This window comes from Fischerella major NIES-592 (genome assembly GCF_001904645.1).
Taxonomy (GTDB): Bacteria; Cyanobacteriota; Cyanobacteriia; order Cyanobacteriales; family Nostocaceae; genus Fischerella; species Fischerella thermalis.
In genome coordinates, this window is record NZ_MRCA01000005.1 from 368,424 (window position 1) to 395,206 (window position 26,783).

Annotated in this window: 23 protein-coding genes, 2 tRNA genes and 1 pseudogene; 10 read left to right on the forward strand and 16 right to left on the reverse strand. The window is 39.8% G+C overall.

Features of this window, described 5'->3' with window-relative positions; translation table 11 throughout:
- Window positions 1–564: 564 nt before the first annotated feature.
- The gene (patX, locus tag NIES592_RS12405; RefSeq protein ID WP_062246735.1) at window positions 565–870 is read right to left on the reverse strand and encodes a heterocyst-inhibiting protein PatX; all 306 of its coding nucleotides are present in this window, start codon (window positions 868–870) and stop codon (window positions 565–567) included.
- 109 nt (window positions 871–979) lie between these two features.
- Entirely contained in the window at window positions 980–2,755 is a 1,776-nt protein-coding gene (locus NIES592_RS12410; protein WP_073555892.1) for an FAD-dependent oxidoreductase, read from the reverse strand.
- A gap of 473 nt (window positions 2,756–3,228) precedes the next feature.
- On the opposite strand from NIES592_RS12410, the gene NIES592_RS12415 reads away from it, so the two are divergent.
- From NIES592_RS12415 to hetR, 5 genes are all read left to right on the forward strand, one after another.
- Window positions 3,229–4,275 carry a zinc-dependent dehydrogenase gene (locus tag NIES592_RS12415; protein WP_062246740.1) on the forward strand — a complete coding sequence of 349 codons (1,047 nt, stop codon included), beginning with the start codon at window positions 3,229–3,231 and terminating at the stop codon, window positions 4,273–4,275.
- Between the two features lie 113 nt (window positions 4,276–4,388).
- Window positions 4,389–5,690, forward strand: a complete 1,302-nt coding sequence (locus NIES592_RS12420; protein WP_178379535.1) for an inorganic phosphate transporter — start codon at window positions 4,389–4,391, stop codon at window positions 5,688–5,690.
- 416 nt (window positions 5,691–6,106) lie between these two features.
- Entirely contained in the window at window positions 6,107–6,862 is a 756-nt protein-coding gene (locus NIES592_RS26260; protein ID WP_371915099.1) for a coiled-coil domain-containing protein, read from the forward strand.
- Window positions 6,807–8,030, forward strand: coding sequence for a DMT family transporter (locus NIES592_RS26265; protein ID WP_371915100.1), 1,224 nt, complete (start codon window positions 6,807–6,809; stop codon window positions 8,028–8,030). The genes NIES592_RS26260 and NIES592_RS26265 overlap by 56 nt, the downstream gene beginning before the upstream one ends.
- Window positions 8,031–9,038: 1,008 nt before the next feature.
- Window positions 9,039–9,938 (forward strand): heterocyst differentiation master regulator HetR, encoded by a 900-nt coding sequence (gene hetR / locus NIES592_RS12435; protein ID WP_016871868.1) that lies wholly within the window; start codon window positions 9,039–9,041, stop codon window positions 9,936–9,938.
- 501 nt (window positions 9,939–10,439) lie between these two features.
- Here the strand turns inward: hetR and NIES592_RS26270 are convergent.
- Window positions 10,440–10,532, reverse strand: a pseudogene (locus NIES592_RS26270) (helix-turn-helix domain-containing protein); the annotation flags it as partial.
- 297 nt (window positions 10,533–10,829) lie between these two features.
- Entirely contained in the window at window positions 10,830–11,633 is an 804-nt protein-coding gene (locus NIES592_RS12445) for a vWA domain-containing protein (RefSeq protein ID WP_073555894.1), read from the reverse strand.
- A 158-nt stretch (window positions 11,634–11,791) separates the two neighbouring features.
- Here NIES592_RS12445 and NIES592_RS12450 point away from each other — a divergent pair, with 158 nt between their 5' ends.
- The gene (locus NIES592_RS12450; protein ID WP_009453737.1) at window positions 11,792–12,103 is read left to right on the forward strand and encodes an RNA recognition motif domain-containing protein; all 312 of its coding nucleotides are present in this window, start codon (window positions 11,792–11,794) and stop codon (window positions 12,101–12,103) included.
- 227 nt (window positions 12,104–12,330) lie between these two features.
- Window positions 12,331–12,528 carry a 30S ribosomal protein S21 gene (gene rpsU, locus NIES592_RS12455; protein WP_009453736.1) on the forward strand — a complete coding sequence of 66 codons (198 nt, stop codon included), beginning with the start codon at window positions 12,331–12,333 and terminating at the stop codon, window positions 12,526–12,528.
- A 63-nt stretch (window positions 12,529–12,591) separates the two neighbouring features.
- On the opposite strand, the gene NIES592_RS12460 is transcribed toward rpsU, so the two are convergent.
- The 5 genes from NIES592_RS12460 to NIES592_RS12475 form a co-directional block, all read right to left on the reverse strand.
- Window positions 12,592–14,025: a vWA domain-containing protein gene (locus NIES592_RS12460; RefSeq protein ID WP_073555895.1), complete on the reverse strand. Its 1,434-nt coding sequence runs from the start codon at window positions 14,023–14,025 to the stop codon at window positions 12,592–12,594.
- Between the two features lie 287 nt (window positions 14,026–14,312).
- Window positions 14,313–14,381: transfer RNA gene (locus NIES592_RS12465), tRNA-Asn, on the reverse strand.
- A gap of 206 nt (window positions 14,382–14,587) precedes the next feature.
- Complete coding sequence (locus NIES592_RS25885; protein WP_256678125.1) at window positions 14,588–15,037, reverse strand: hypothetical protein; 450 nt, start codon at window positions 15,035–15,037, stop codon at window positions 14,588–14,590.
- A 51-nt stretch (window positions 15,038–15,088) separates the two neighbouring features.
- Window positions 15,089–15,158 (reverse strand) — tRNA-Arg (locus tag NIES592_RS25145).
- 211 nt (window positions 15,159–15,369) lie between these two features.
- Window positions 15,370–15,570, reverse strand: a complete 201-nt coding sequence (locus NIES592_RS12475; protein ID WP_016865358.1) for a hypothetical protein — start codon at window positions 15,568–15,570, stop codon at window positions 15,370–15,372.
- A 666-nt stretch (window positions 15,571–16,236) separates the two neighbouring features.
- Here NIES592_RS12475 and NIES592_RS12480 point away from each other — a divergent pair.
- Entirely contained in the window at window positions 16,237–16,728 is a 492-nt protein-coding gene (locus NIES592_RS12480; protein WP_062246746.1) for a response regulator, read from the forward strand.
- 20 nt (window positions 16,729–16,748) lie between these two features.
- Here the strand turns inward: NIES592_RS12480 and NIES592_RS12485 are convergent, their stop codons facing one another.
- The 4 genes from NIES592_RS12485 to NIES592_RS12500 form a co-directional block, all read right to left on the reverse strand.
- Window positions 16,749–17,153 carry a DUF2294 domain-containing protein gene (locus NIES592_RS12485; RefSeq protein ID WP_062246748.1) on the reverse strand — a complete coding sequence of 135 codons (405 nt, stop codon included), beginning with the start codon at window positions 17,151–17,153 and terminating at the stop codon, window positions 16,749–16,751.
- A 601-nt stretch (window positions 17,154–17,754) separates the two neighbouring features.
- On the reverse strand, window positions 17,755–18,876 hold the full coding sequence (locus NIES592_RS12490; RefSeq protein WP_062246751.1) for an ATP-binding response regulator: 1,122 nt from the start codon (window positions 18,874–18,876) through the stop codon (window positions 17,755–17,757).
- A gap of 144 nt (window positions 18,877–19,020) precedes the next feature.
- Window positions 19,021–20,361 (reverse strand): ATP-binding response regulator, encoded by a 1,341-nt coding sequence (locus NIES592_RS12495; protein ID WP_062246753.1) that lies wholly within the window; start codon window positions 20,359–20,361, stop codon window positions 19,021–19,023.
- 268 nt (window positions 20,362–20,629) lie between these two features.
- The gene (locus NIES592_RS12500) at window positions 20,630–21,061 is read right to left on the reverse strand and encodes a response regulator (RefSeq protein WP_073555896.1); all 432 of its coding nucleotides are present in this window, start codon (window positions 21,059–21,061) and stop codon (window positions 20,630–20,632) included.
- A 990-nt stretch (window positions 21,062–22,051) separates the two neighbouring features.
- On the opposite strand from NIES592_RS12500, the gene NIES592_RS12505 reads away from it, so the two are divergent.
- Together NIES592_RS12505 and NIES592_RS12510 are read left to right on the forward strand one after the other, a co-directional pair.
- Window positions 22,052–22,771, forward strand: coding sequence for a response regulator (locus NIES592_RS12505; protein ID WP_009453726.1), 720 nt, complete (start codon window positions 22,052–22,054; stop codon window positions 22,769–22,771).
- Window positions 22,772–23,311: 540 nt separating this feature from the next.
- Window positions 23,312–23,587, forward strand: coding sequence for a GlsB/YeaQ/YmgE family stress response membrane protein (locus NIES592_RS12510; protein WP_009453725.1), 276 nt, complete (start codon window positions 23,312–23,314; stop codon window positions 23,585–23,587).
- A gap of 480 nt (window positions 23,588–24,067) precedes the next feature.
- On the opposite strand, the gene NIES592_RS12515 is transcribed toward NIES592_RS12510, so the two are convergent.
- The 3 genes from NIES592_RS12515 to NIES592_RS12530 all read right to left on the reverse strand — a co-directional run bounded on the left by NIES592_RS12515 (window position 24,068) and on the right by NIES592_RS12530 (window position 26,395).
- Window positions 24,068–24,250, reverse strand: a complete 183-nt coding sequence (locus NIES592_RS12515) for a CsbD family protein (RefSeq protein WP_009453724.1) — start codon at window positions 24,248–24,250, stop codon at window positions 24,068–24,070.
- Between the two features lie 333 nt (window positions 24,251–24,583).
- Window positions 24,584–25,351: a ChaB family protein gene (locus NIES592_RS12520; RefSeq protein ID WP_062246757.1), complete on the reverse strand. Its 768-nt coding sequence runs from the start codon at window positions 25,349–25,351 to the stop codon at window positions 24,584–24,586.
- 678 nt (window positions 25,352–26,029) lie between these two features.
- On the reverse strand, window positions 26,030–26,395 hold the full coding sequence (locus NIES592_RS12530; RefSeq protein ID WP_062250557.1) for a hypothetical protein: 366 nt from the start codon (window positions 26,393–26,395) through the stop codon (window positions 26,030–26,032).
- Between the last annotated feature and the right edge of the window lie 388 nt (window positions 26,396–26,783).

Consider the following 26,783-nt stretch of genomic DNA (forward strand, 5'->3'; position numbering starts at 1 on the left):
GGTGAAAAGGTGTGGGGGTGTAAGGGGGAGAAATAGTTGTTTTCTTTTCCCTACACCCTTATTTCTTTAATTCGGTAATAGCAATGTTGTTTGTAACCTCAACAAAATTCTAGTTTCCCGATGCAAGATACCAGTAGCTCAACACATATAAAAGCCTGAGTAGGATATCAGGGAGTTGCTTTTTTACTTGTTTCCCTAATGATCTACATGTATCTGAAACAGATGTGCTGGCGCGGAACTGGTAGACGAAGTGACACCCTTTTCCTGATTATTTGAGGTTTGCGATCGGGATATGTTTACTTGCTTTGAGGAGTAATGCTGTTTGCAGTATGGATTTGGTTGATTTTGCCTTCTGTTCGCAAGGGTGGAAGACCCTTTATTTACACGGAGATAACAGAATGGATACAGAGCGATTACCTGATTTTGTTGTGTCTCAATTGTTATATACTTGCTATAGAAGGTGTGTAACAGATGTTTAAGTAAAACATCTTGTTTGGGTGTAATCTGAATTCCTTGCTACCAACAAAACTACCAGCCTAAAAGATTATTTTTAGTTTGTGGTTATTAGGCAACAACACGCTCATTACCAGAATGTTGCATTAAATCTCTACGTGAACCGCCCTTCACGGGACGATTTTTGGGAGGATTGGCTTTTGAAGACAGTAAGAGATAAGACACTCTTTCTCTGTCTCGATCGCGTCCACTACCCCGATAAGGTGATTTGGGCTGTTTAGATTTTGCCGAGATTAACAGGTCGGAACTAAAGTGAGATTGCAACATATTGGATAGGGAATTGGTAACTGTTTGGCTGTTCGCAGCTAAGCTACTCAGTAACAGACCTGTAACCAAAAGTGAAATGGCAGCACGCATAACAAGTGTCTATTTTAAAACTCTTCATTTCACTGATACTGAGTTTCTTTTACTGCTTCCGGACAATTTAGTAAAAAAAGTATTGTTTTTAACAGAAAAAATATTTTCTTCAGCAATGAGTATTTTCTACTAGTAACCAATGACCAGCGTGATTGAGACGACCCCAAAGATTGATTTTTTGTCCATGGGACAAAGTTTGTAGCTGCTCGTTGATGTGCGATCGCAAGGTCACAAGCTGCCAAATTTGGTCTTTGTATGAAGCTGGGATCATGATCGTGAATCTGTAATCTTGCTGATCTAAACGGTGAAAAATACCTTGAAACCAGTTAAAATGTTGTTCTTGTCCAGTTTTTATACTGTCGTAAAAATACTGATAATCAACATCAACAGGACAATATCCACTACATGGATAGGCCTCTGGATGCTCTAAGTAATAGCGTTGCCAGTGTAACCAATTTGTATTGGTGGGTGAAAGGTTGAATAATGGAATCACAGCCGCAGGTGCTATTTTATCTAGTAGTAAAGCTGTTTGTAGGACTCTAACAGGTAAATCTCTGGGCTGGCAATTCAACTCTACGCAAATAGCAGCAGCCATACCCGCTGCTTGACCAATACCCATAACAACAGGTTGCAATCTAGTTGCGCCATTGGCGATATGAGACACAGAAATATTCTTTTCACACACCAATAAACCATCTGTCTCTACCGGAATTAGACAACGATAAGGAATAGTGAAGGGAGTTCCCGTCCAGCGCCCTCCCCAACGGATGGATTTTGGTTTTAAGTCGAACTTGACACCAGGATAATGATGATCGTTGGCGTAGTTGCCAATCGCGATCGCATCTATATTTAATGCTGCTACACTACCCCCTGCTACTGGCAAAATATCCTGTTCTCTAATAGTAGTTAGCCCTACTAGACGACGACTCTCTCGGTAGTAGGGATGTAGTGCACAAGCACCTGTTTGATTTTGGATTTGGGGAAAGATACCATTTGCTAAGCCGTAGCGACGACCAAACTGATCTTGAATAAAATAGGCAAAATTCTGACTATGCCAAAGGGATTCTCTTTGAAAATTTCGCCTTGCTGATTCTGATTCAATTAATCGCCCCACGCCTTCACCATAATCATTACCGTGAATCGGCCAATTGATCATGAACCTGTTTCCTGGTAAGCGTCCGTAGTTCAAAAAATTCTCAGCACCATAGTCATCCCAAGCACCAGCAAACAGTGATGGATCATAGTTTGGTGCAGGCGGAATTTCTGGGGCAACAGTTTCACCGTAATCTTGCATCACCACTACCCAGGTAGGGGCTTGCACAGGATATTTTTCTGTGAGATAATTAAAATCAGCTGGGGCGCTAATTTCTCCAAACTCCGACTGCAATTCCCAACCCCAGCGATGAGATATATCTGCCAAAGCTAATAAATCCCCTAATTCTGTGGCGTCGAGAGTCACCTGGGCTTTAATAGTAAAATCTGCAAACCTAACGCCAGCTATACAATCTCCCTCCTGGAAAACCTCCAAAGGGACATATCCAGAAATCCAAAGCAGATTTGGTAATTCCCGCACCCAATCTGCAAAAATCTCCGCCCCTACACGTGGATCATAACTAAAAAAGCTGACCCAGCTATTATCTAATCCTCCTGCTTGTCGCTGCTGCAATTCTCGTAGAAATGCACCCCATAACCCTGTTTGAAAGGCTTCTAATTCATTACCGTCTGGTGCAGACACACCCGCAGATGTCAGCATTCCTCCCAGCCAAGAAAATTCGCTGACCAGGATAGTTTTTGCTCCCCGTCGCGCTGCTTGAATAGCAGCAGCAGTTCCGCCTGTTCCGCCACCAACTACTAAGATATCAGCTGTATATGTCTGATTCACCATCTGTTAACCTCGTTGGTTTTTCGACAATTTGATATGATGCAAAAAAGTAAAATTAAACACCAGTAAAATGGTCGATAAAAAACGACCACGAGAGCATATTATTGCTGATTTAAGTATTTTTTAAACGCAGAGGAACGCGGAGTAGGCGCAGAGTAACGCAGAGTGTTTTGATAGAGAATTCGCTATGAATGATTGAGAAGGTGGGCAATACTTTAAAGGAAAACGTTATCGACTCTGGCAAGAAGGGGAAAGTCTTACAATTACTACTAAGGACGACCGAGGCGAGATTCTGCGACTTGAGAATGGTCTAGTCAAGGGAAATCTCTCTTCGGATGGTATTAAAGCATTTCAAATCTTTGACCAAAACCTGGAAATAGAACTAGCACAAGCTAGTGTACAAAAATCTCAAAATTCATAGCCCAAATCACGCCCCTAGTGTTAAATCTAATATCGTTGAGCGGTGAGATATCAAGGTGAAAGCACAGGTATTTAGAGGCGTTAATCAACTTTCCTACGAAGAGATCCCTGTACCCGAATTGCAACCGGATGAGGTGTTGGTACAGGTGCGGGTAGTAGGTTTGTGTCAGTCGGATATCAAAAAAATTCGTTATCCCCTGTATGAGCCACCACGCATTTTTGGACATGAAACTGCGGGAACGATCGCAGCAGTAGGTGCAGAGGTGAAAAATTGGCAAGTCGGACAACGGGTGGCGGTGATGCACCACATCCCTTGTATGCGTTGTGATTATTGTCTGAATGACAATTTTTCAATGTGTGACACCTATAAAAATATCTGCACGACAGCCGGATTTACACCCAGTGGTGGCGGCTTTGCTGAGTATGTCAAGGTTCCTGGTCACATTGTCCGCAATGGTGGGTTGATTCCCATCCCCGATAATATCAGTTTTGAAGAAGCAAGCTTTGTTGAACCTACTAACTGCTGTCTCAAAGCAGTGAAAAAAGCCCAAATTGCTCCCGGACAAACAGTTTTGATTACTGGTGCGGGGCCGATTGGGTTAATGTTTGTGATGTTGGTAAAATATTTTGGGGCAAAAGCGATCGCTACTGATCTCATTCCCTCCCGCATCGAAAAAGCTTTGGTTGTGGGTGCAGAAGCAGCTTTTGACGCCCGCGACGCTGATTTACCAGCTAAAATTCAAGCACTCACTAATGGTTTAGGTGTGGATGTCACCTTGCTTGCTGTTCCCAGTGAAAAAGCTTTCTTCCAAGCCCTTGACTGTACCCGCAAAGGCGGTAAGATTCTCTTTTTCGCCGAATTTCCCGATGAAGTGGAAATTCCTCTGAATCCCAATATTCTCTATCGTCGAGAAATAGATTTGATGGGTAGCTACAGTTCATCCTACCGCCTGCAAAGCCTCTCGGCCGATATTGTGTTTAACAAACGCATTGATGTACAGGCATTAATCAGCGATCGCTACCCATTACAAAATTTATCTCAAGCCGTAGACCAAGCGATCACACCAACACCGGAAACATATAAGATTTTGATTTATCCCTAATATTTGGGGATCGGGGACAAGGAGGACAAGGAAGAATTTCTTCTGTGTCTCCCCACCTCCCCATCTCCCCCCACTCCTCACACTCCCCCCACTCCCCCACTCTCCACCTCCCCATGATCTTCATAGTCATCCTCCTCGCTTTCTATCTCGCCTTTAACCTTGGTGCTAATGACGTTGCTAATGCAATGGGAACTTCTGTCGGTTCCAAGGCTGTAACTCTGAAACAGGCATTGATTATTGCTGGTGTCTTAGAATTTACAGGTGCGGTATTGTTTGGACATGAAGTCTCACAAACTCTTGCAACAAAAATTGCTAATCCCAACTTATTTGCTGATACACCGCAGATGTTAATGAACGGGATGATCACGGTGCTGATTAGTTGCGGTTTGTGGTTACAAATTGCCACTTCACGAGGTTTACCTGTATCTTCTTCTCATGCAGTTGTCGGTGCGATCGCAGGCTTTAGCTGGGTAGCTTTAGGAGTAGATGCGATCGATTGGTCATCGATTGGTAAAATCACTCTCGGTTGGATTGTGACACCAGTAATCAGTGGTGCGATCGCTGCTTTGTTTTACAGTCAGATCAAGCGCTGGATTTTAACACAACCGCATCAATTATTACAAATGAATGAGTGGATTCCCTGGTTAAGTGCAATGTTACTGGGGATTTTTGGTGTGATAGTTTTACCATCAGTTACTCAACCACTGGCAAATTTTTTGATTGAGGAAGTTGGTGTCAAAATACCCACTCATGATATTTCGTTATGTGTGGGAGGAATTGCCGCAGTTGGGTTGAGTTTGTATAGCTGGCGACAGTTGGAGGTAGGGAGTGGGGGGAGTGTGAGGAGTGGGGGGAGTGTGAGGAGTAGTAAACCAATAACCACTAACCACCAACCACCAACTACCAACGAAACTATTGAACGTCTATTCGCCAAATTCCAGTTATTGAGTGCTTGTTTTGTGGCTTTTGCTCATGGTTCTAATGATGTCGGTAATGCGATCGCTCCTTTGGCGGCGATCGTCTATATTCATAACACTGGTACAGTACCCATAGGCGGGATCGCTATTCCCATCTGGATTTTAGTGCTTGGTGGTGCTGGTATTGTTGCTGGTTTAGCAATTTGGGGTAAAAAAGTTATTGCCACTATTGGCAAAAGTATTATTTCTTTACAACCCAGTAGTGGATTTTGTGCTGAACTTGCCACTGCTACCACAATTTTGCTTGCTTCTCGTTTAGGGCTACCTGTTTCTACTTCTCACGCACTCGTGGGTGGTGTAGTTGGTGTAGGACTGGTACAGAACCCTAAATCTGTTCAATTTAAGACTCTCCAAGGAATCGCCACCGCTTGGCTAGTTACAGTTCCCATCAGTGCAGGACTTTGTGCTGTCATCTTTAGCATAGCCCGGATTCTATAGCAGCGAACAGGCAATAGGAAAGAACTAGGGTGGGTAGTGGTTGCTCAGGGGAGCCTTACTCAAGTGATAAAACTGATATCTGATAGCTGATAACTGTTAAAATGCTTTACGGGCGATCGCAAAACTTTTAATTTCCACAAAAAACTTCAAAATTAATCTTGATATTTGTAGGCAAACTGTCATTAAATTTACATTCTTACATGGTAAATGTATTTCTAGGAAACTCTAATTACCAAAAGAATTTATTTAATTTTTATTTGGACCACATAAATCTCTGTAAGATTTTTATTCAGAAACAAATAATACCAGATAATGATTGATTGAAACTGAAAATTTATCAAAAATTATACAAAGCCTGAAGCTATATCAAAATTCGGCAATTAAGACTGGAACCTTAGGTCAGAGGTAACAAACTAATGGGGCGATATGAGAAGCGATCAGAAAACTCACGAGCAGGGGATCAATTCACAGAAGCAGATACCGCTCTACGAGCTGTCACCGAGGAATTGCAAATTATCCAGCGGACTTTGCTCAAGTCTTTACAAGAAGATATCAAGCGTTTACAAACGGAAAGACTCCGCTTAGCTGACGATATCAAACGTTTGCAAGAAGAAAAAGAAGAACTACTACAAGGTAGGCAATTAAGCGAATTACAAGTGCTGTTGCGTCAGCTAGCCAATATATTAGCTAGTCACATATCCTCCCAACTGCAATCTTCTTTAGAAACTTTAGCCAAACAAGCTATAGAGAAAGGCAATGAAAACAATGACAAGAGCAACGCCATTGTCAATCATCTGCTAGGCTCTTTAGATGATACCCTCACTATTGCTTTTAACACTCTCCAGCAGGAAGTAAAGAACTATCAAAATAATCTTTCTCAACAGTTGTCCCAGATGTCAGTGCAACAACAGCAAGGGGAAGAAATAAGAAACAGGTTTTTGGGAAACACCACCCCATCTGACAGAGGAACCAACCCAGCAACAAGAAACAGGTTTTTGGGAAACACCACCCCATCTGACAGAGGAACCAACCCAGCAACAAGAAACAGGTTTTTGGGAAACACCACCCCATCTGACAGAGGAACCAACCCAGCGACAGGAAACAAATTCTTGGGATGTGGCGACGGAGTTAGAAACAGACAGGATTCGAGAGTATCCAGAGACGGAAATTGATCTCTCAGAAGAATCAGAAGCTTTTGCATCTAGTAGAGATCATGTTGTCGCAACCAATTCTTCCCGAGACAGTGACACAACATTTTCTATGAATGGTGTATCACCAAGAGAACAAGTAACCGCATCCGCACCACCTCAAAGGAGAAGAAATTCGTCAATTGCGCCAATGGGTTTACTGTTGATTTTGGTGTCAACAGTGGTGATATCGCTTTACAACGTCGCTATCAAAGTTCTTTTCAACCCAACTTCGCTAATTTTTGGAGTATTTGAGGTAGAAGGTTTACTTGCGCCTACTCTTGGTAATTCTCTGTTGATTTTAATGCTCAGGATGCTGGTAGTTGTACCATTAATGTTGGTTTTAGCTCCTATACTGCATCCACAAGTATGGCAGGACTTGCAAAGTCTGGTGGGATCACGGCGAACAAAATCTACTACTGCTAATGCAAAAGCTAAGCAAGTATTGCTGCTGTCGATTGTCAGTGGATGCTTTTTGTTTTTGTCTCAGGTCTTAATTTATATTGCTATTAGTCAAATTGCGACGGGAGTAGCGATCGCCTTAATGTTTGTTTATCCAGCCATTAGCGGACTCTTGGCATGGTCTTTACTGAGAGAGCAACCTACTTCTTTGCGTTTGAGTGCGATCGCCTCTATTTTTTTGGGGCAGATGCTGATTTTAGCAGGAGATACAAGTATTGGTACAGGTAACGCTTTTTTAGGTAGTATCACAGCTGTTGTTTCTGGAATAGCTTTTGCTTTCTACGTGATATTGACAAACATCTGTGCAACCAAACTGCATCCTGTCCCTTTTACTCTAATTAATTTTGCCACTATGCTCGTGTTGTCTTTCGTTGGTTTGATCATACCTTTACCCATTACCTGGAGCCTTCAAGTCAATCCTAATAAATTACTGGAATTGATTTTAAGTGCCTTCATTTTGGGCGTAATGACATTATTTAGTCATGTTTTTAATAATGTCGGTATTCGCAAACTCGGAGCTACGCGATCGGCAATTTTAGGTGCTACTGTTCCTGTAATAACTGTGATTTTAGCTGGGTTGATTATTCAAGAAACACTACTACCTGCACAGGTATTAGGAGTTTTATTTGTGACAGTTGGTGCAGCCGCCGTGAGCTATGAAAAAATGCGGAATCGTGCTAAAAAGGCGTAGGAGTACGAGGATTTTAGGGCGTAGGAAAATATTTATCATACTTGGCTGTGAATCAAAAGTTTAAATAAAACTAAAATTTCTATTAACAACTTTTAAGCAAAAGTCCAAACTTGGAATTGAGCAGGCGATTTATGATTTTTTTAAGAAGCTTCTAAATAAAACTTTGAGCATAAATAGCAAATTTGTAAATGTTTTTACATATGCACTGGCTAAAAATTGCTAAAATCAGCAAAAATCTTGTTGAAAATAAAAAGATTTTTTGTTTTTTTGAATTATTATCTTAGTTTTGAGGTCTATGACTTTCCCTCAATCAGATCCGCCTTATTATCAAGACAGCATCATCCTTTGGCCATTACAAAGCAGTTCACCATACGCAGCGTTTTTAGTGAGACTGCTAAACATGCCACCTTCATCTTCTTAGGCTAGCTCTCCTGTCACAGAACATATACAGCATAGGATCGCAGCTAATTACCTAAGCAGTAGTACTTGTTCTGTACGAAGTTAAGCTTAATGTCGACCTTCTTGGAAAGGATGGACGCCACAAACAGGGGTAATTAGTAAAAAGGGACAGGACTGTATATGGTAGAGGCAGGTGAACCCCTATTAATACCGTTTCCCTATAAGTCTGATACATTTAGCGACCAGACAAAGGGGACAAGGAGGACTAGGAGGACTAGGGGGAAGATTTATATCAAAAATTTTGTGAAATGGTATAAGACTCTGCCATTAACCATTGTCCAGCCAAGCAATAAGCTTGGAGACTCTTCCTCCTTATTGCAAGAGTGCCTATTGCCTATTCCCTTTCTATTTGTTAATAAAGCCTACCAACTAAGTTGATTCTGCCAATTTGCCAGAAAATACGGACTAAATGACAATTATGACTACCAAGAACACCCATACTTAACGCATAATAGATCATCTAAGTAAAGACATCGCCTTCAGTCGCGTGTATACTACATACTTTTCATTGACTTATTACTGTAAACGTGCTATTGAATTGCCTGTTATATGAGTAACGACGTAGATCTGATCAAACGTCTTGGGCCCAGTGCGATGGATCAGATCATGCTTTATCTGGCTTTTAGTGCCATGCGGACAAGTGGGCACAGACATGGGGCCTTTTTAGATGCAGCCGCAACCGCAGCCAAGTGTGCAATCTACATGACCTATCTAGAGCAGGGACAAAACCTGCGGATGACAGGGCATTTGCATCACTTAGAACCAAAACGAGTCAAAGCCATTGTCGAGGAAGTTAGACAAGCCTTGACTGAGGGCAAACTGTTGAAAATGCTCGGTTCTCAAGAACCACGCTATTTGATTCAGTTTCCCTATGTCTGGATGGAAAAATATCCTTGGCGACCTGGACGTTCGCGCATTCCCGGTACAAGTCTAACTAGCGAGGAAAAAAGACAAATTGAGCAGAAATTACCTTCTAATCTGCCAGATGCTCATTTGATCACCTCGTTTGAATTTCTAGAGTTGATAGAATTTCTGCACAAGCGATCGCAAGAAGATTTACCCAAAGAACACCAGATGCCTTTGAGTGAGGCTCTAGCGGAGCATATTAAGCGCCGTTTGCTTTACTCTGGTACGGTGACACGCATTGATTCTCCTTGGGGAATGCCCTTCTACGCTCTCACCCGTCCCTTTTATGCGCCAGCAGACGACCAAGAGCGTACTTACATCATGGTGGAAGATACCGCCCGCTTCTTCCGAATGATGCGAGATTGGGCAGAAAAAAGACCAAACACCATGCGCGTCTTGGAAGAGTTGGACATTTTACCTGAAAAGATGCAGCAGGCCAAAGACGAATTGGATGAAATTATCCGTGCTTGGGCAGATAAGTATCATCAAGATGACGGAGTCCCTGTGGTATTACAGATGGTATTTGGTAAAAAAGAAGACTAGTATGCCAAAGACAGATATGGTCTTTAAATTTTCCTGGGTTAAATTCCCAGCTAGTACCATCAACGACAGTCCCACGCTATACAACAAGTACTGAATAGTACAGTGTTGTTAGTGTGGGACACATGCAAAACTGAATAAAAATATATTATATTATGTAGATTGACACTCCTATGCATAATTTAACTGCGTTGGAAATTTAGGATTGCTTGCTTTTCATAAGGATAGACGGTATGCGAGAAGCAAGTCCTGAAAAGTCGGGATAAATAATCTCTTAATATAAAAATATAAAGTGAGCATTTCTTCGTGTGTAGCGCCTTCAATCAGGCTTTCAACCACAGTATGATCCCTGCCAATAATAGATTGCTGCAAAGGCACAGAATTTGTTAATCACCACTGATTCTTGCTTTGCTCGCCAAATTAAACCGATTGTACGCTGTCATGGTAAGTCTAAGTCAATATCACCTGACTCGCCCGTCGCCCACCCCGCTCAAATAGTTCTTAGTCCAGTTTCTTGATACCTGCCGAAAGTGAAGGTTGGGAGACAAACAAGCGTTCAGCAGTTTTGGTGGAAGCACCTGTTTCTGCGATCGCCAATCATATCCGCCGATTTTTGGCAGATCACACCAAACAAATCACCCAACTCTAGTGTACGTGAGCGATCGCCCTGCAATGTCTAGTTGGGGTGTCGCAACTATTTGCAAGTTTATAGAGAATTTCCTCGCACTCAAGAGCGATCGCATATTTCCAAAATGCTTTACTTCACATGACGGAGCCCAAAGTGTCGATTGCGATCGCCTCAGATGATAAATATATCAAAATGCGGTTAAGGTTGCTGAAATCATGACTTCTAAGAAACACATTCAATTCAGTAGGTGTTTCTTAGAAGATCATCTAATCTAAAAAACCCCGCTTACCCAAACGAGCGATCGCAGCTGCTACTGGCAATCTTGGCATATCTAAAATCTCAGCAGTATAACTTGTATCTAGATGTCCTATTTGTTGCACAGTCTCTAAGACTTTTTGGTCAAATTCCAAATTAGAGAATTCATTTTGCAGTACAGCCACAATTTTATCAATGACATCTTTGGCATTACTGACAGCTACACATTGACCACCTGTAATTTGCGCGATTGCATTGAACGCCTGTTGTGCCAGCATATCACCACTCATACACAACCCATGAATAATAACTCGATGGTTTTCTGCCGTTGCGGTTACAGACTGGACATTTAACCCACTAGGGCAAGCATCAGGCCAAGCATCATTACTATGATACTTGCGTGTCTCTAACGTCATTTCTCGTAGCCATGTGCCAAAACCGTGGGGTGGTGCATCACCTACCAGTAAAATAAAACGACAACTGTGCTGACGCCATTTCATTTTTGTACAGGCATCGTAGACACCACTGTACACTGCTTCTGGACCATCACCACCACCATCAGCCCTAAGTTGATTGATAACTTGCTGCATTTGCTGCAATTTCGCAGTCAGCGGGTAAACACGGGTAACAAAAGAGTGATCTTGTGGGGGATGGTCGCGGTACTCTACCAAACCAATTTGCAAATCAATATTACTATCAGCCGACAGTAGCTTGATGGTGTTTAACAATTGTTGTTGTGCTGAGTGAATGAAACTACTCATACTAGCAGTTGTATCTATAACAAAGCACAAATCAACGTGGTTAAGAGGTTTCATAGAAATTTGATATTAATAAATTTGCTTGAATCTTACTAATTTGTGATAAACTAGTTTAAGAAGTTTAAATTCGGTTGTGCGGTTTGTTTTTATTTGTACTTATATTACAGACTTCTCCGGATCTAAAACTCTACGCCATTTGATTCTGGAGATCTTTTATGTCGATTTACGTTGGTAATCTGTCCTATGAGGTTGAGCAAGACGACCTCAAGCAGGTTTTTTCCGAGTATGGAACAGTGAAAAGCGTTCAATTACCTGTAGACCGGGAAACTGGTCGTGTACGAGGATTCGCTTTTGTAGAAATGGGATCAGACGCAGAAGAAGCTGCGGCAATTGAAGCCCTTGATACTGCTGAGTGGATGGGTCGTAGCCTGAAAGTTAATAAAGCAAGACCTAAATCAGAGGGAGGTTCCTTTGGTGGTGGTAGACGTGGTGGCAACAATGGTGGAGGATACTCCAGACGCTACTAAGGTTTGAAACCCAAGTTTAACTTTTAAGTCTCTTGGGCAGGCAGGGAGTCTGCCCTTTTTTGTTCTCAGTTGACTGGATTGGCAAAGCGAAAGTGCATTTTAGTTGCACATTTTCGGTTTTGAGGGAAATAGGAAAGCATGGTTAATTTTTCCCCACAACCCAAAAAATGCAAATTCAATGTTTATGACCTTATCACTATCCAGTATTAATATCTTAAGGAGATAGAATGACCCAAATAGTAGTGGGCGAAAACGAAGCACTTGAGTCGGCTTTACGCCGATTTAAACGCCAGGTTTCCAAAGCGGGAATTATGCCTGACTTAAAGAAACATCGTCACTTTGAAACTCCTCTTGAGAAAAACAAGCGAAAAGCTAAAGCCGTTGCTAATTCTAGACGGTATAAGAAACGTTTCCGCTCTTCTTAATTTTTGTACATCTAGTATAAATATACCTAATTAACATCTAGCGGCACAGCCGCTAGACGTAATTTACTTGTCATCCCGCACAGGTAGCGGTGTTTCTAAAATCTCCATCAGCAATTCTAACCGGGATGGACGAGACAGCAATGGCACTAAGTTCGGCAGAGAGTAGTAGTCACCCGCAAAAGTGAAGGTATCCACAGGTATTTGCTTCTCCTTCAAGTTGCGTTCGATGTAATCACACCATCCGCCAACTCTGACGATAATCACATTGGGCATAATTCCTAAATCGCGCTGATAAGCTTGGTAAGCAGCCACAAAGTAGGGTTGGGTGTTTTCGCCTTCGTCGCTGACAATGATGATTTGTTCTACCACCTGCTTTTTCAAGCGCATGGTTTCTAAACCTGCACCCACACTGGTTCCACCATTAGGGAAAATATGCTGAAAAGCCTTTTCCCAGTCTGATAATTGTGTACCAGTAGCTTTGACTGGGTAAGCAATAGTGTCAAAAGCATAGACAAATAAATCTGCTTCGGTAATACCAGAAATCAAGGCAGCTATTTGCTTACCAACTTCTAGTGCTACATCCATACTTCCAGACTTATCAACTAACAAAGCAGTCGACTTGGCAATTTTACCGCGCTTCTTAACTTGTTCGTTGGCAACCTTTTCCAATCTGACCGCAGTTTCTGTGTCCAGTTGCGTGACATCAGCTGCAACCGTGGCTTTGAACGCAGATATCCTATCACTCTTAGCCGCTTGTTCTAACTTCCCATCAATCAACGCCTTGACTTCTGGATGATCCATCGCACCGCGCTGCTTCAGAGATTTGAGGTTGTTAATTACCTCCTGGGGTGACATAGAGTTGATCAAAGCCACCAACACCGTTGGAGTCAGTTGCTTTACTGCACCAATAGCAATAGTGTAAGGGATGTTATGCTCAACAATCAAAGCAGCTTGTGCAGCTGGTGTTTCTGCCTTTGCTACCTGCTTCAGCATATAAGCCAAGCTATCCTCTGGTGGTGCATCTTTAAATAACACCGCATCTGCACGCATACTTGGTTTAATATGCAAAGTTGCATACAAATGCTTCATCGCCTTGCGTCCCCGTAAAGCAGCACGGTCAAAAAATTGGGGGTTTATTTCTCGCGCCCGCAAATAGCGCTGTACAGCCGTACGGGCAGAACGGGGAACTTTACCGCGTTGCTGCTTCATAAAATCCACAATCCGCGCTACTTGATAAGGCGGAAACTCTTGTAACAACACAAAACCAGCATCACGGTGTGCAGTTACATTGCTTGTCAGCAGATGTCCCAAAAATACTTCCTTGTGGTCGCGGACATCACCATTATGCTGATACCATACAGCCAGGTGTCCGTAGAAAATAGGGTCAAGCTCTATCATCAACTTGTGAAATTCTGCTACCTTCTCCAACTCACGGTGAGGCGTAGTCAGCAAGCTGTTGAGAAGTTCTAAACGCAAATCGCGTTCTGCTGTATTCATAAATACTACCTCCATTAAGAATTTTAGATTTTAGATTTTGTTGCTTTTAGCGAAGCGTAGACACTCGTCAGGCAGCTTCCCGGAGGTTAGATCACGAAAACATAAATACACACTCATAACCTATCTGCGTCAATCTGTGTATATCTGTGTGCATCGGTGTTCGATTTCTAACAAATATCTTCGCCAGTGTAAACTTTAATTGCAAACAAAAACTAAAACTGTGGAGTGTAATTGTCACACGCTACGAGGTGAATAAAATCACCGCGCAAGTTGAGAAAGCTGTTGGTTTATACACAGGAATCGAACCTGTTACCCATCGGTTAATAGCCGACTGCTCTACCAATTGAGCTAGTATGTAAGCTTTTTCTGTTAGGGCGCGGTGACAACTACTGTTGTAACTGCAAGAAGAATAGATGTCAAATGCTACATTTATACTTAGTAAAAAATTGCCGCACAAGTTGAGGAAGCATAAGCCTGAAGACGGCTTCAGACGTAAGACTCTGTTTTTTAAGTTGTTTATATTAGGAGTGTGTAAGCTTCCTCAATGAGGGTACGGCAAAAATTATTCAAGAACATCAAGATGTCTCAAATCCGGCTCAACCCAGTGATTACGAGCCTCCCAGGACATTAACAAATCCCGACTGTAGTATTGCAGTGGTAGATGCTTATTGCCGTAACTATCAATGAGTCCATTAGTCAGCTGCAACAGGGAAGCTTGCTTTTGATTCACTGATAAATAATGACGCACCATGTGAATCCAGAATCTGGTAAGAGTTTCGTGATAACCACTATTTTTGCTGGTTTGGATACCTATGGCTGCGTTATAATTTTGGATAGCTTGGCGAAGATGATTGCTTGCTTGTTTCTCCCCGTAATGTATGAGGTAATATAATGCCACAGTTAAATGTGCAGTATGATTCCACTTACAGCATGGCAAGGTGCAATTTTTGAATGCAGTTATGAGATTTTCGATTTGTGTGACTGTTTGATATTTGCTATTTTCATCACTCATTAATCAATAATTTATTAGGTCACTTCGCGCAAGTTGAAAAAGCCGTTTGTTCATACACAGGATTTGAACCTGTATAATCTTGAGCCGAAATCAAGCGCCTTTTCCATTCGGCTAGTATGTAAGCTTTTCCTGTGAGGGCGCGAAGTGGAATATTTAATCATTGGGAATAATCGTATCCCGCATAAGTTGGTAAAGCCATGAACATTTTGCCTATACCAATTCGGCTACACCCCCATTAAGTGGAGGTGGTAGGGTTTGAACCTACAAACTTCTTGCGAAGTTGAATGTATGTAAGCTTCACCTGTGAGGATGCGGGACAAAAACTTAATCCTTTATCCGTAAACTGCTTCTGGTCTTACGATTAAATCCCCACTTGGTCTACGGTCAATTATGTAAGATTCAAAGCGGTTTAGTTGCACATCAAAATGTTGTGCTAGTCGCTGTTTAATAATATTGTCATTCATGTTAGCTGTTAAGCCTAGTTGTGACTCGCTAACATCATAAGAACGACCTTCAAAGCGAATATGAACCATACTACAACCTCCTTTATATAGATTTTTGGGAGGTAAGACTTGTTGTGTTTGTTTAACTTGTTTGTTGCTCCTATACTACTAATGTACTACAAGAGATGTCAAGGGGTAAAAGAAAGTTTTTTCAATTTTCACAATTTAATGTTTTGCACTTAACCCAAAAAGTAAGTAGAGACGCAATTTTTCTCGAGTCTCCATAATCTGTTTTTAAATGTTACACTAGTCTAATTATTGATCTGAGCGATCGCTACAGATGTCAGCTTCCAAAGTATTTATACTTAGCAAATTAGGATTTTTTTATATAATAAAAAGTAGCACACGCATCTTGACAATTATTGATTTGTAAATAACACACACGTAAAAATCATCAAAAGCTGCTTTACATATGGTATTTAGACAGCTTTGCTTTTAAATTTAAGAACTTATATTTAAATATTATTAAATATATTAAGTACTTATAATTTATTTGTTAAACATTTTCTTTATTTTGTTTATAATCAGAAGGTGTAGCTACATTCTTTCAGCTTGATATACTTTTTCCTCTACATAGCGTTGTTGTTAGAGCAAAAAGTGCCGACTTTGATAAAGTTGATAAACGAGCCAGTCTTGAATGAGCGTTAACCTACCGCTCTTGGAATGCCTCGTCTGTTCGTTCAGGAGGAACGACGAATGCACATCAGATTGCCTGGAGAAGGAATGGAACTGGCGCAAGTGTTTATGGCTGATGAAAATAGACAAATCTTCCAACCGCCGTTGATACTAGTGGTGGAAGACAATGATGACAACCTGCTATTGATGAGGTATGCTCTTGAGTCATTTGGCTGTAGGCTCATTTGTCAAACAGACAGTTATACAACAGTGCTGGTAGCCAAAGAATATCAGCCAGATTTGATACTACTAGATATTTTATTACCAGCAATCAATGGTATTGATGTTGTACGCTCCTTAAAACAAGAACCGCTAACACACAATATTAATGTTGTTGCGGTTACTGCTTTAGCTAGTTTAGAGGATAGAGAGCGTATTCTTGAAGCTGGGTTTGACGATTACATCAGCAAACCTTACATGATTGAAGATTTAGAAGATATCGTTTCTCGTCATCTCGGCAGTAAATTAAAGCATAATTCAGCTCTTGACTTGTGTGAGGACCAAAGTATATGAGGGCAAGAATCATTGATTGTTTATGAAGCCTTTTTCCTGATTTTAGAATTAGAAACAGAATCACGAAGATCAGGTGTATCGGATAAGATAGCAATAATTCCTGAACGGCCAGTTTCCAAAGTGGCATCACTCAATATCTCTACTACAGATACATGCAAAATCTCCTCAATTAATTCTTTTAATTGGGGTTGAATAGCTTCATCTAAATCAGAGCGCACTTGTTCTGCTAGTTCTTGTCTACCTGTTTGAGCCAACAACTGTTCTGGTGGTGTAATTGAATTTTCAATTACAATCACTACATTTGTATCTGAAAGGCGAGATGTTACCTTGCTAGGCTGATGTCCGAGTTGTTGGCGATATAAAGCCTGTATACGTTGTGCTAAGGTGCGTTCTACTTGACCACGAGTGGGAATTGATTCTGCCATATATTTTGTATAACTTAAGATATAGACCACTAGTAATAAGTCAACAAGTACAGCAACAAATTAATTGTTAAGAGTCACTAGTCATTTACCATTTGTTAGTAGTTAAAAAGCTAACAAATAACAAGCAACTATCAAAGGAAAATAAACTCTTAGTTATGAAATAATACCTCACTTTTTGAGTTATCACTAGCAGTGTAACCTAAAAATCATTGACGTATATTGGTGTTAGAGATGATTTAGTGAGCCTGCTGTTTCAGGTTGCTGTATTGAATAATAGTGGTACAAATTTTTCAGATCACCATCCCAATGAAGTATCTTGACTCTAGATCAAGTGATAAGTAAACTATCTGAAAGATATACACCTATGTATTAGCAACAGGGCTATTTCATTCTTGGCATAACCCGCCTGTGAAATAAATTTCACGAGTCTTATAGCCTAGTCTGTTAAAACGGACTCACAGCTTATTTACTCGGTTTTAACCGACTTGAACTATGAGCCAATAATTTTAATTCTTGGCAGACTAGGGGAGAATCAAATAACCCTTCTTTGAATTCGCAAAGAAGGGTGTCCTCTCTTGACGGGGTGAGGTAAACTTGCAATTCATTTCTTTGGTAAATGTACTGTGAAAACGCTGCCTTTACCCAATTCGGAAGTGACTTCGATTGTTCCTCCGTGTAACTCGACAATGCGGCGTGATAAATGTAATCCCAAACCACTACCAGCACGTTTATTTTTACCTTGGCGAAATCGTTCAAATAGTGTTGGCAGATCATCAGCAGCAATTCCGTAACCGGTGTCTTCTACTTCTAACTTGATCCAGCCTTGATCTGTCGAAGATGGAGGAGTTGCCGAAATGCGAACAGTTATGCTACCTGTATCTGTAAATTTCAAAGCATTTCCGACTAAATTGCTGATTAAGCGACGTAGTTCTAGCCGATCGCCCAAAACGATACAATCATTTTCATCCTGTTGATTTAATTCACTGCTATCTACTTTGAGGAGTATTTCTTTTTCATCAGCGAGTGGATGTAATTCTTCAACTACTTCTGTGGCAATTTCGCAAATATTGCAGTTTTCAAATTGCAGTGTTTTTTTACCTGCTTCTAGGCGATGGACTTCTAGCAATGTGTTAACCATGTCCAACAAGTTTTGGTTGCTGCGAATCATGGCCGCGATCGCCTGTTTCATCTCTGGCGAAATTTTGCACAAGGTTTCCTGCTGAAATAAATTTAGCATTCTGTCAGCAGCAACTAAAGGAGTCCGTAAGTCGTGAGTTAAACGTAAAACAAAGTCTTCCTGCTGACGAAATAATTTTTTTTGTTCATCAAGACTACGTTTAAGTCTGAGTAGCGATCGCACCCTTGCTAATAGTTCATCTTGATCAAATGGTTTGCGGATAAAGTCATCAGCTCCTGCATCCAAACCTTCCACAACACTCACATCATGAAATGCCGTCAATAACAAGATGGGAATGTAATCTAGAAAAGGGTGATTACGGATGCGCCGAGTGACCTCATAGCCATCTAACCCTGGCATCATCACATCTAGTAAGATTAAATCTGGGGGAGATTCTTCGACTTGCTTTAACGCTGTTACCCCATCTGCTACTAAATCTATTTCGTACCCTTCAATTTCTAAGATTGTCTGTAGTAAGAATAGATTATCAGGCGTATCATCAACAGCAAGAATTTTTTCTACTTTAGTATCTGTAGCTGAAAACATATTTGATTTAATAATAATAATATTGAGGAAAGCTGTATTGTCGTCATTTCTTATTTTTCTTTTTATGCACTCAGTCGCTAGTGCATCTATAATTATTTTTAATTTAACATTTCCACTTAATCAAAAATGACTAAATACATGAAATTACTTGCCTCTTTCTCTTGGTAGTTGCTGCACTTGTTCTTGAGCCAGATGAAGTGCCTCTGGCTGTTTACTTAAGGTCTTTTTTGGTGATATTATATTAGAAGCCTTTGGCGCTCCATCTTGATTTTGCGTCCTGGATAACAGAACTTGGCGTGGCAGTGAAATCCGAAAGACTGAACCCCGATTTAATTCACTTTCTATAGCTATTTTGCCCCCCATCATTTGGACTAGTGCATCTACAATTGGCAAACCAAGACCTGTACCGGGATATTTACGAGTAATACTCTGGTCGAGTTGGCGAAAGGCTTCAAAGATATATTTTATGTCTGAGGGGGCAATACCAATACCTGTATCCCATACAGCAATTTCTATCTGATTATCTGGTAGTTCTGTGACATCCACACCGATACTACCGGACTCTGTAAATTTAATCGCATTCGAGAGCAGATTCATTAAAATTTGCCGCACACGTACAGGATCATTAAATACCATACTATTTTGTAAGTTATTTTGAACCTGTACAGAAAGTTTTTTTGCCTCTGCTAGAGATAAAGTTTCAGCAACGGTTGTTTTGACTACCTGTGATAAGTCGAATATTTCTGGTTTCAGACTTAATCTACCAGACTCTAGTTTAGAGAAGTCAAGGACTTCATTTAACAACATTAATAAATGCTTGCCATTATTGAGGATGCGTTCCACCATATCCCTTTGCTGGGGTGACAAATCGCCACATTTGGGACGCAGCAATAGCTGAGAAAAGCCAATAATAGCATTCATCGGTGTCCGCAGTTCATGAGATATTGTTGCCAAAAACTGGGATTTTAGCAGTGAAGCTTCTTTAAGCTTGATGTTTTGTAGTTCAATTTGTTGCTGTTGTGCTTCTAGTTCTTGATTTTTACGAAGTAACAATTCATTACTTTCTCGAAGTTGCTGGTTTACCAAAGCTACTTGCATTTCTGCCCGGTAAACTCGAATGGCATTTCGTAAAACCTGTGTCAGTGTGACTGGTGAGACTCTTGATTTGGAAAGATAGTCTACAGCACCAGCTTTCATCAATTCAACAGCTATTTGTTCGTCTCCTTGGGCGGTAAGTACAACCAAAGGCACTTTGATATTACGAGAACGTACATCGTTGATCAAGGTCAATCCATCTTGATCTGGTAGGCGATAATCGAGAAAAACGCAGTCAAAAGAATTATCCTGCAAATGAGCGATCGCACTTTTACAGTCATTGGCTTCAAACAGCTGTACACTTATCCCTGCTGCTTTCAAAGCCCGCCTGACTGACATGCGGTCTACTTCATCATCATCTACAACTAATACTTTTAGCGTTTCTTCCATCGCTTTTAATTATTGCTCTTATATACAGATTCTCGTATAACATTGAAGTTTTCCAGCCATCTAGATATTTTTTAGTTAGTAGTTAGTGGTTGGTTGATAATTATTTTCAACTGACCAGTGATTCCTCAATAGAACAAGCCCCTAGATTGATCTATAGATTCAATTAGAAATCAGGCAATATCATAATTTCTCAATAGTACAAGCCGCCAGATTTATGTGTGGAACCAATCCCAAATCCAAAATCTTAAATCGGATGGCACTTCACCAACTAAGGCATTTCACAGAGAGTCCAATACTTATTGAGCGTTGCCATGAGTTCAAGAAAATTATTAAATGTCACAGGCTTCAGAAGATAACCAGCGACATTCAAATTATAAGCTTCCACTCTGTCTTTATCTTGATTGGAAGTTGTCATCACCACCACAGGAGTAGGTCTGAGTTGGGGATCAGCCCGTAGTTCTTGGAGAAATTCGATTCCACCCATTTTGGGCATATTTAAATCTAGCAATATCAAACGTCGGTCATTAGGAACCTCAAGAGGTTTACCATTACTACTACGCAGCATTGCTAGGGCTTCTATACCATTAGTGGCAACATATAATGGATTAATAATATTAACTTTTTTGAATGCCCGTTTGACATTCATCATATCTACTTCGTCATCCTCCACTAGTAGTATATTCATCACTCTTTCTGCCATCACTTGCTTTAAATTGATTCAGTTGTATCCTAAATTTACTTTCCTGACTAGAGTATTAGAGTTAGACTTATACCTAATTACCAAAACATTAATACTTCTTAAAAATTAGTTATCATGATTTGGGAATTACCTTTAGCGAATTATAGATGCTCCGATTCTTGTCTACTAGAAGTCAACTATTTATTTTGCCTCTGCAAATTTTGAGGAAAAAATTAGTTTCCCAAAATTTTCTCCCTAATAAAAGATAGGCTACATTAGCCTTGAGTATACATTCCTAAATCACACAATTTCAAAGCAAAATCTAGTAAAAAAATACCTCTAATACCAGTTCATCCCAATTGTAGATTCACTGGTTGAATATCGTCTTCAGCCATTGGTCAGAGTTGCAATAAACTTTTGCAATCAAAATCTTCAACAGAGTTATTCTTTTGGTTGCTTAGACTACCTGAGATTTCAAGGTGATTGTACCTGTTTCAGTTTCGACAATCTTTTTCCGCCCCTGTACTTTCCTTATGAACGAGCGCTTCTAGTGTTTGGCAAATTACAAATATCTTATTCTGAAACTCGAATTGCTTGCACAGAATATTCGATGGTCGAAATTCTATTTTCTGTACTGAGAATGTGAAGTTGATTGCGGATTAATTTTCCTTGGACTGCACAAGCGATCGCTTTATGTAAATTTAATATTGATTTATTAACTAAGAAAATTTTTGCCTGCCGCCTTATGCTAGCAATTTTTCTTCATTCACAGTCTGTAATAGCGGCAATTGTAGCTTAGTGTCAGTACTCTATAGTTATTTGTGATTTAGCCATATGTCCTGGGCTAGATTTTCTCATCTGAGGCAAGTAAAAAACGTGGAAATGACTATTTCTATTGGTGGATGCAAATTTATAAAAATATCATCTATCTTAGGTTTTGGAAAATAAAAAAAAATAAATCACTAAATGTCGGCTTACGACAGATGGAATTAGTAGAGAGTACAAGTAGCAATGAGTGAAATTAGTATTGTTTTAATTGAAGACCATGACTTGACAAGAATGGGACTAAAAGCGGCATTGCAAACCGACAGTGCAATTAGAGTTATCGGCGAAGCTGCAAATGCTACCAAGGGTCTGAAACTTTTGGAAAGTGCCAAGCCAGATGTAGCTGTGGTAGATATAGGCTTGCCAGACATGGATGGTGTTGAACTCACCCGCAGATTTCGGCAGTGGCAGACTGAAACAGGAGATACAACAACTAAAATCCTCATCCTGACAATGGAACACTCAGAGGATACAGTACTTGCTGCTTTTGCTGCTGGTGCAGATTCTTACTACATGAAGGATACCAGCATTGAAAGATTAACAGAAGCAATCCAAGCAACATACGAAGGTAACTCCTGGATTGACCCCGCGATCGCCAATGTTGTATTACAACAAATGCGACAAGTTTTCCCAGATAATCAATCCGTTGACAAACCCAAGACTGTAAAAATAGATGCATTAGCGCCAGAATACGAGCAAGTCTTAGAAACTTATCCCTTAACTCAACGGGAATTAGAAATTCTAGAGTTGATTGTAGCCGGATGTAGCAATGGGCAGATTGCAGAAAAACTCTACATTACAGTTGGAACTGTCAAAACCCATGTTCGCAATATCTTAAACAAACTCTGTGCAGACGACCGTACCCAAGCAGCTGTTCGCGCCCTGCGTTCAGGGTTAGTAGCGTGAACTAATCCGCGCTATACCCTGAAGGTATAGCGCAGGTTTTTCATTTAATCTGTTCATACTACTTAATTGATCAAATAAATTTACTCGGTTATATCTTTATTGAATTATTTAGTCAATTTTATTTTTATTTACAAAAATTAAAACATAGAAGTTTGAGGCAGAATTTGTAATTCCTGAAAACTCCTCAATACATATATTATCTGTAACCATTTTAAATTGCTTTCTTAAAGGAATAAGTATATTCACACCATTGCACCGTTATCAGTCAGATAATTTTGGATTACAAACTAATTGGACTAATTGTTGACACAGAATATTAAATAGATTCATTGGTTTGATTTAATACTAAGCGACAAAGATTTATAGAAGATTACAATCATTTTATTAAATAAGTGTATTTTACTATTAATTTGATGGGGATGCTTGCCTAGATATTATTTCTTGCGATAGACTCTCAACTGAACTTGAGATAGAACAAATAATATTTAGTAATTGTTATACTAATAGCAAAAAGTAAACTAATTGAGGAATACATTTATTATGATCGATCTTATTGCTTGGATCATTTTAGGTATTTTAGCGGGAGCTATTGCCAAAGCAATCTACCCTGGTCGTCAAGGTGGTGGGATAATTGCCACAATACTTTTAGGTATAGTTGGAGCCTTAATTGGAGGAAGCTTATTTAATTTGTTAACCACAGGTACTTTGACTATTACAGGAGTAGGTTTTAACTTTGGAGGTTTAATAGTTGCCATCATTGGTGCAATTATCGCTATCTTTATCTGGAGTTTAATTACACGGCGTAGTGCAGCTTAGAGTAGTGTTGAATATGTATAAACTATCTATGGTTAGCTCCAACTTATTTAGGAACTAACCTTTTTTATTATTAATTAAAAGCAGAAATAATATCATGTCCGCTTGAGGACTTATATTATTCGTTGGGGCCAGTAATGGTTAATTAAGATACTGATAATTTTCCAATGCCCAAGCTTTAGATAATAAAGTAATTAGTCGGACATAATATAGTAAAAACTCCCCTAAGTGTATCTTGGGGAGAATTAAATCAGTACTGCTGTATAAAAATCTAGTAAATAGCTCTAGTATTAATGAGGATGTTGTCAACAATTTGGCTCAGATAATCCGTTACTACACAAGCTAACTTTATCTATAAAACATTAGGAAAAACCAAGAAATTTTTGAGCTTAGTTTTGCAAGCCTGAGTTGTGTATAAACAAATTATAATTGCCAATATCCTCTAATTGCTCAAGCTCTAAACCTTGTTTTAGTGTGCTGATACTACTCTAGGGACTTTTTCACATCATCTTTGATGTTCTCAACTGTATGACGTAGCTGTGCTTCTGCTTGCTTCGCTTGGCCTTCAGCTTTATCCTGGGGATTTCCAGTTACTTCGCCAACCATTTCTTGAACTTTTCCTTCTATGTTTTTAGTGGTTGCTTCTACTCTATTTTCGATACTCATAATTGTTTTTCCTCGATTATTTATTTATAATATATTATTGTTATTAATTCAAAAACTCGCTCCCCAGAGATAAATTTCTCGAACTACTAGTTGCTAAGAGATAGATTTTTAATAAAAATCTTAAAACTAAACTATTTAATTTAAAGCTAATATCTTCCATATGATGGATACGACACACTTATGGAATATTTCAAGCTTTTAGTTCTAAACAAGAACTGACATTAGAAACGGTTTACTATCCGAGTTGCCAGTTATAAATCACCGTAATTAGTCAAGTGTCAAGTGTTAATAGTTAAGAGTTTTTACTATTGACAATTGACAATTGACACTGGACTAAACACTTACTTTCTTCTTCGACCAAACACCATTATCATCTTCATCAAAATTTTGTTGAACAGTTTCCCAAGCAGCTTGTTCTGCCTTTGTTTGGTCATTAGTCTCGTCTAACACAGCGTTGTAGCGCTCAATAAAGGTATTCTGAGCTTCACCGGAAAGATGAGAGCGTACTTCTGGAGATAAATCCTCGGGACTATTGCAACGACCAGGACAGGGACGGGGTAATGCTGTTTCCATCGTATGAATTTCTTCACCACCAGCACTTTCCATCAGTATTTGAAATTCCCCACTCCGATCAGCTGGAACTTCTGCCATGACTAAAAACTCTCCAGCTTGCAGACGAGTTTGATATACTGCGGCTTTATCTTCTGGCATACCTAGGGTGGCTAACACAGAAACTAAACCTGCACCGGCGCTACCTGCGATCGCTCCACTTGCAGCCCCTAATAACAAAGCACCAATTGGACCTGCTGCTACAATTGGACCAACAAAAGGAATGAATAATACACCAACACCTGTAAGCAAGCTCAAAAAAGAACCAAACAAAGAGCCAAAAATTGCTCCTGTTCTTAAACCACCAAGAATTACATCTTTTTTAGTAATGAAACCAGCAATGCGAGTTTCTGATTTAAAGTTTCTGCCCATGACCGAAATATGATCTCTAGGCACACCCCGATCAAGCAAACGCCGAATTACGTCATCTACTTGGTTTTGTTCTTTATAAACAGCCGAAATTGTCCGTTCAGCTTTATATTCTGCCGTCATTCAACACTCCTGTTATATTGTTTTTGCATATATCCAAACCAGTAGTTCGTAGTAAGTCACGCCTGATGTGAATTGAATATGGAGACGCAATATTCCTTGCGCCTGGTAAAAAACGTTTTTTTAGAAATCGACCACTGATACACACCGAGAAACACAGATAACACAGATGGATCTTTCATGGGTGGTTGAGTGGTCATTGGTTTGTTGAGTATTTCCCATGATCTATTAGCGCCTTTGTTAATTCACATTAGACGTAAGTCTCTAGTCTTGATATATTTGGCGAAGATAACACTTACTACGAACTTTCTTATTCATGAGGTGTCAATTCTATCTACCTTGTTTCTCAATCCTTAAGCTAACTCCTCTTATAACTTCAGCAATTCATTAGTGACATAACATCAATCCAAAGAATGATTATGTTTTATTTAGTAATAGGTTTTAACCGACTTGAACTATGAGCCAAGAATTAAAATCCTTGGCGGACTAGGGGAGAATGAAATAAACCTGGCTTTTTTAGCAATATAAATCTATAGCGTTCTTATTTTAATTCAAAAATTATCAGACACAGAGACCCGGATTTTTGGATAATTCGGGGATTTGACTTTCTGCTATATAGAGAAAGTTATAGAAAATAAATCCCCAGTTAAAAATTCTGGGGCAAAAGACATTTGATGTCTATTACTTATTACCGGTAACTTTTTTCAAAAAGTTGCTTACTTCTTCTTCTACTGAAACTGCTTCTTGAGAATTTTCAGGACGATTCATTTTTTCAGCATCAGCAGTACCTTGAACTTCGTTCAGTCCTCCTCCACTGGTACGCTGTTGAGTTTCTTTCAATCCCAGAGGAGCAGATTTAGCTACCTCGTCCGTTTGACGCTGAGTTTCAAGCAATTGATCGGTAGCTTCTGTTGGATTGCTTTGATAGCTTTGTATTGCAGCAGCAGGAAAAGCATTAGAGAACAACAGCAAAGCACATGTAAAGGCTACAAACAGAAAACGTACGGGACGAAAAATAAAACCTAACAAAGAAATAGATTTTTGCATTTTAATTCCTCCAGGGACTGGTGTAAGTAATATAAAATCAAGAGAAAATTGAGCAGTCATAAATACTAAATGCTGTTGTTGATCTAGTATTCACTTTTATTTATCTGTCTCAATAAATTTTTCTTGATTGCATTTCACATTGATTTTTTAAATGCGTGCATAGTAATTTTATAGTCGGGAATCTAGATTTATTAAATCGACCTGTAGACTGAAAGTCTGAATACAAGAATTTACAAGATATTCTCTCTAGAGATAGATATTTTGATATATATTTGTCAGGCTAGTTATTAAATTATTACTTACGCCTGATGTGAATTGAATATGGAGACGCAAAATTCCTTGCGCCTGGTAAAAAACGTTTTTTTAGAAATCGACCACCGATACACAC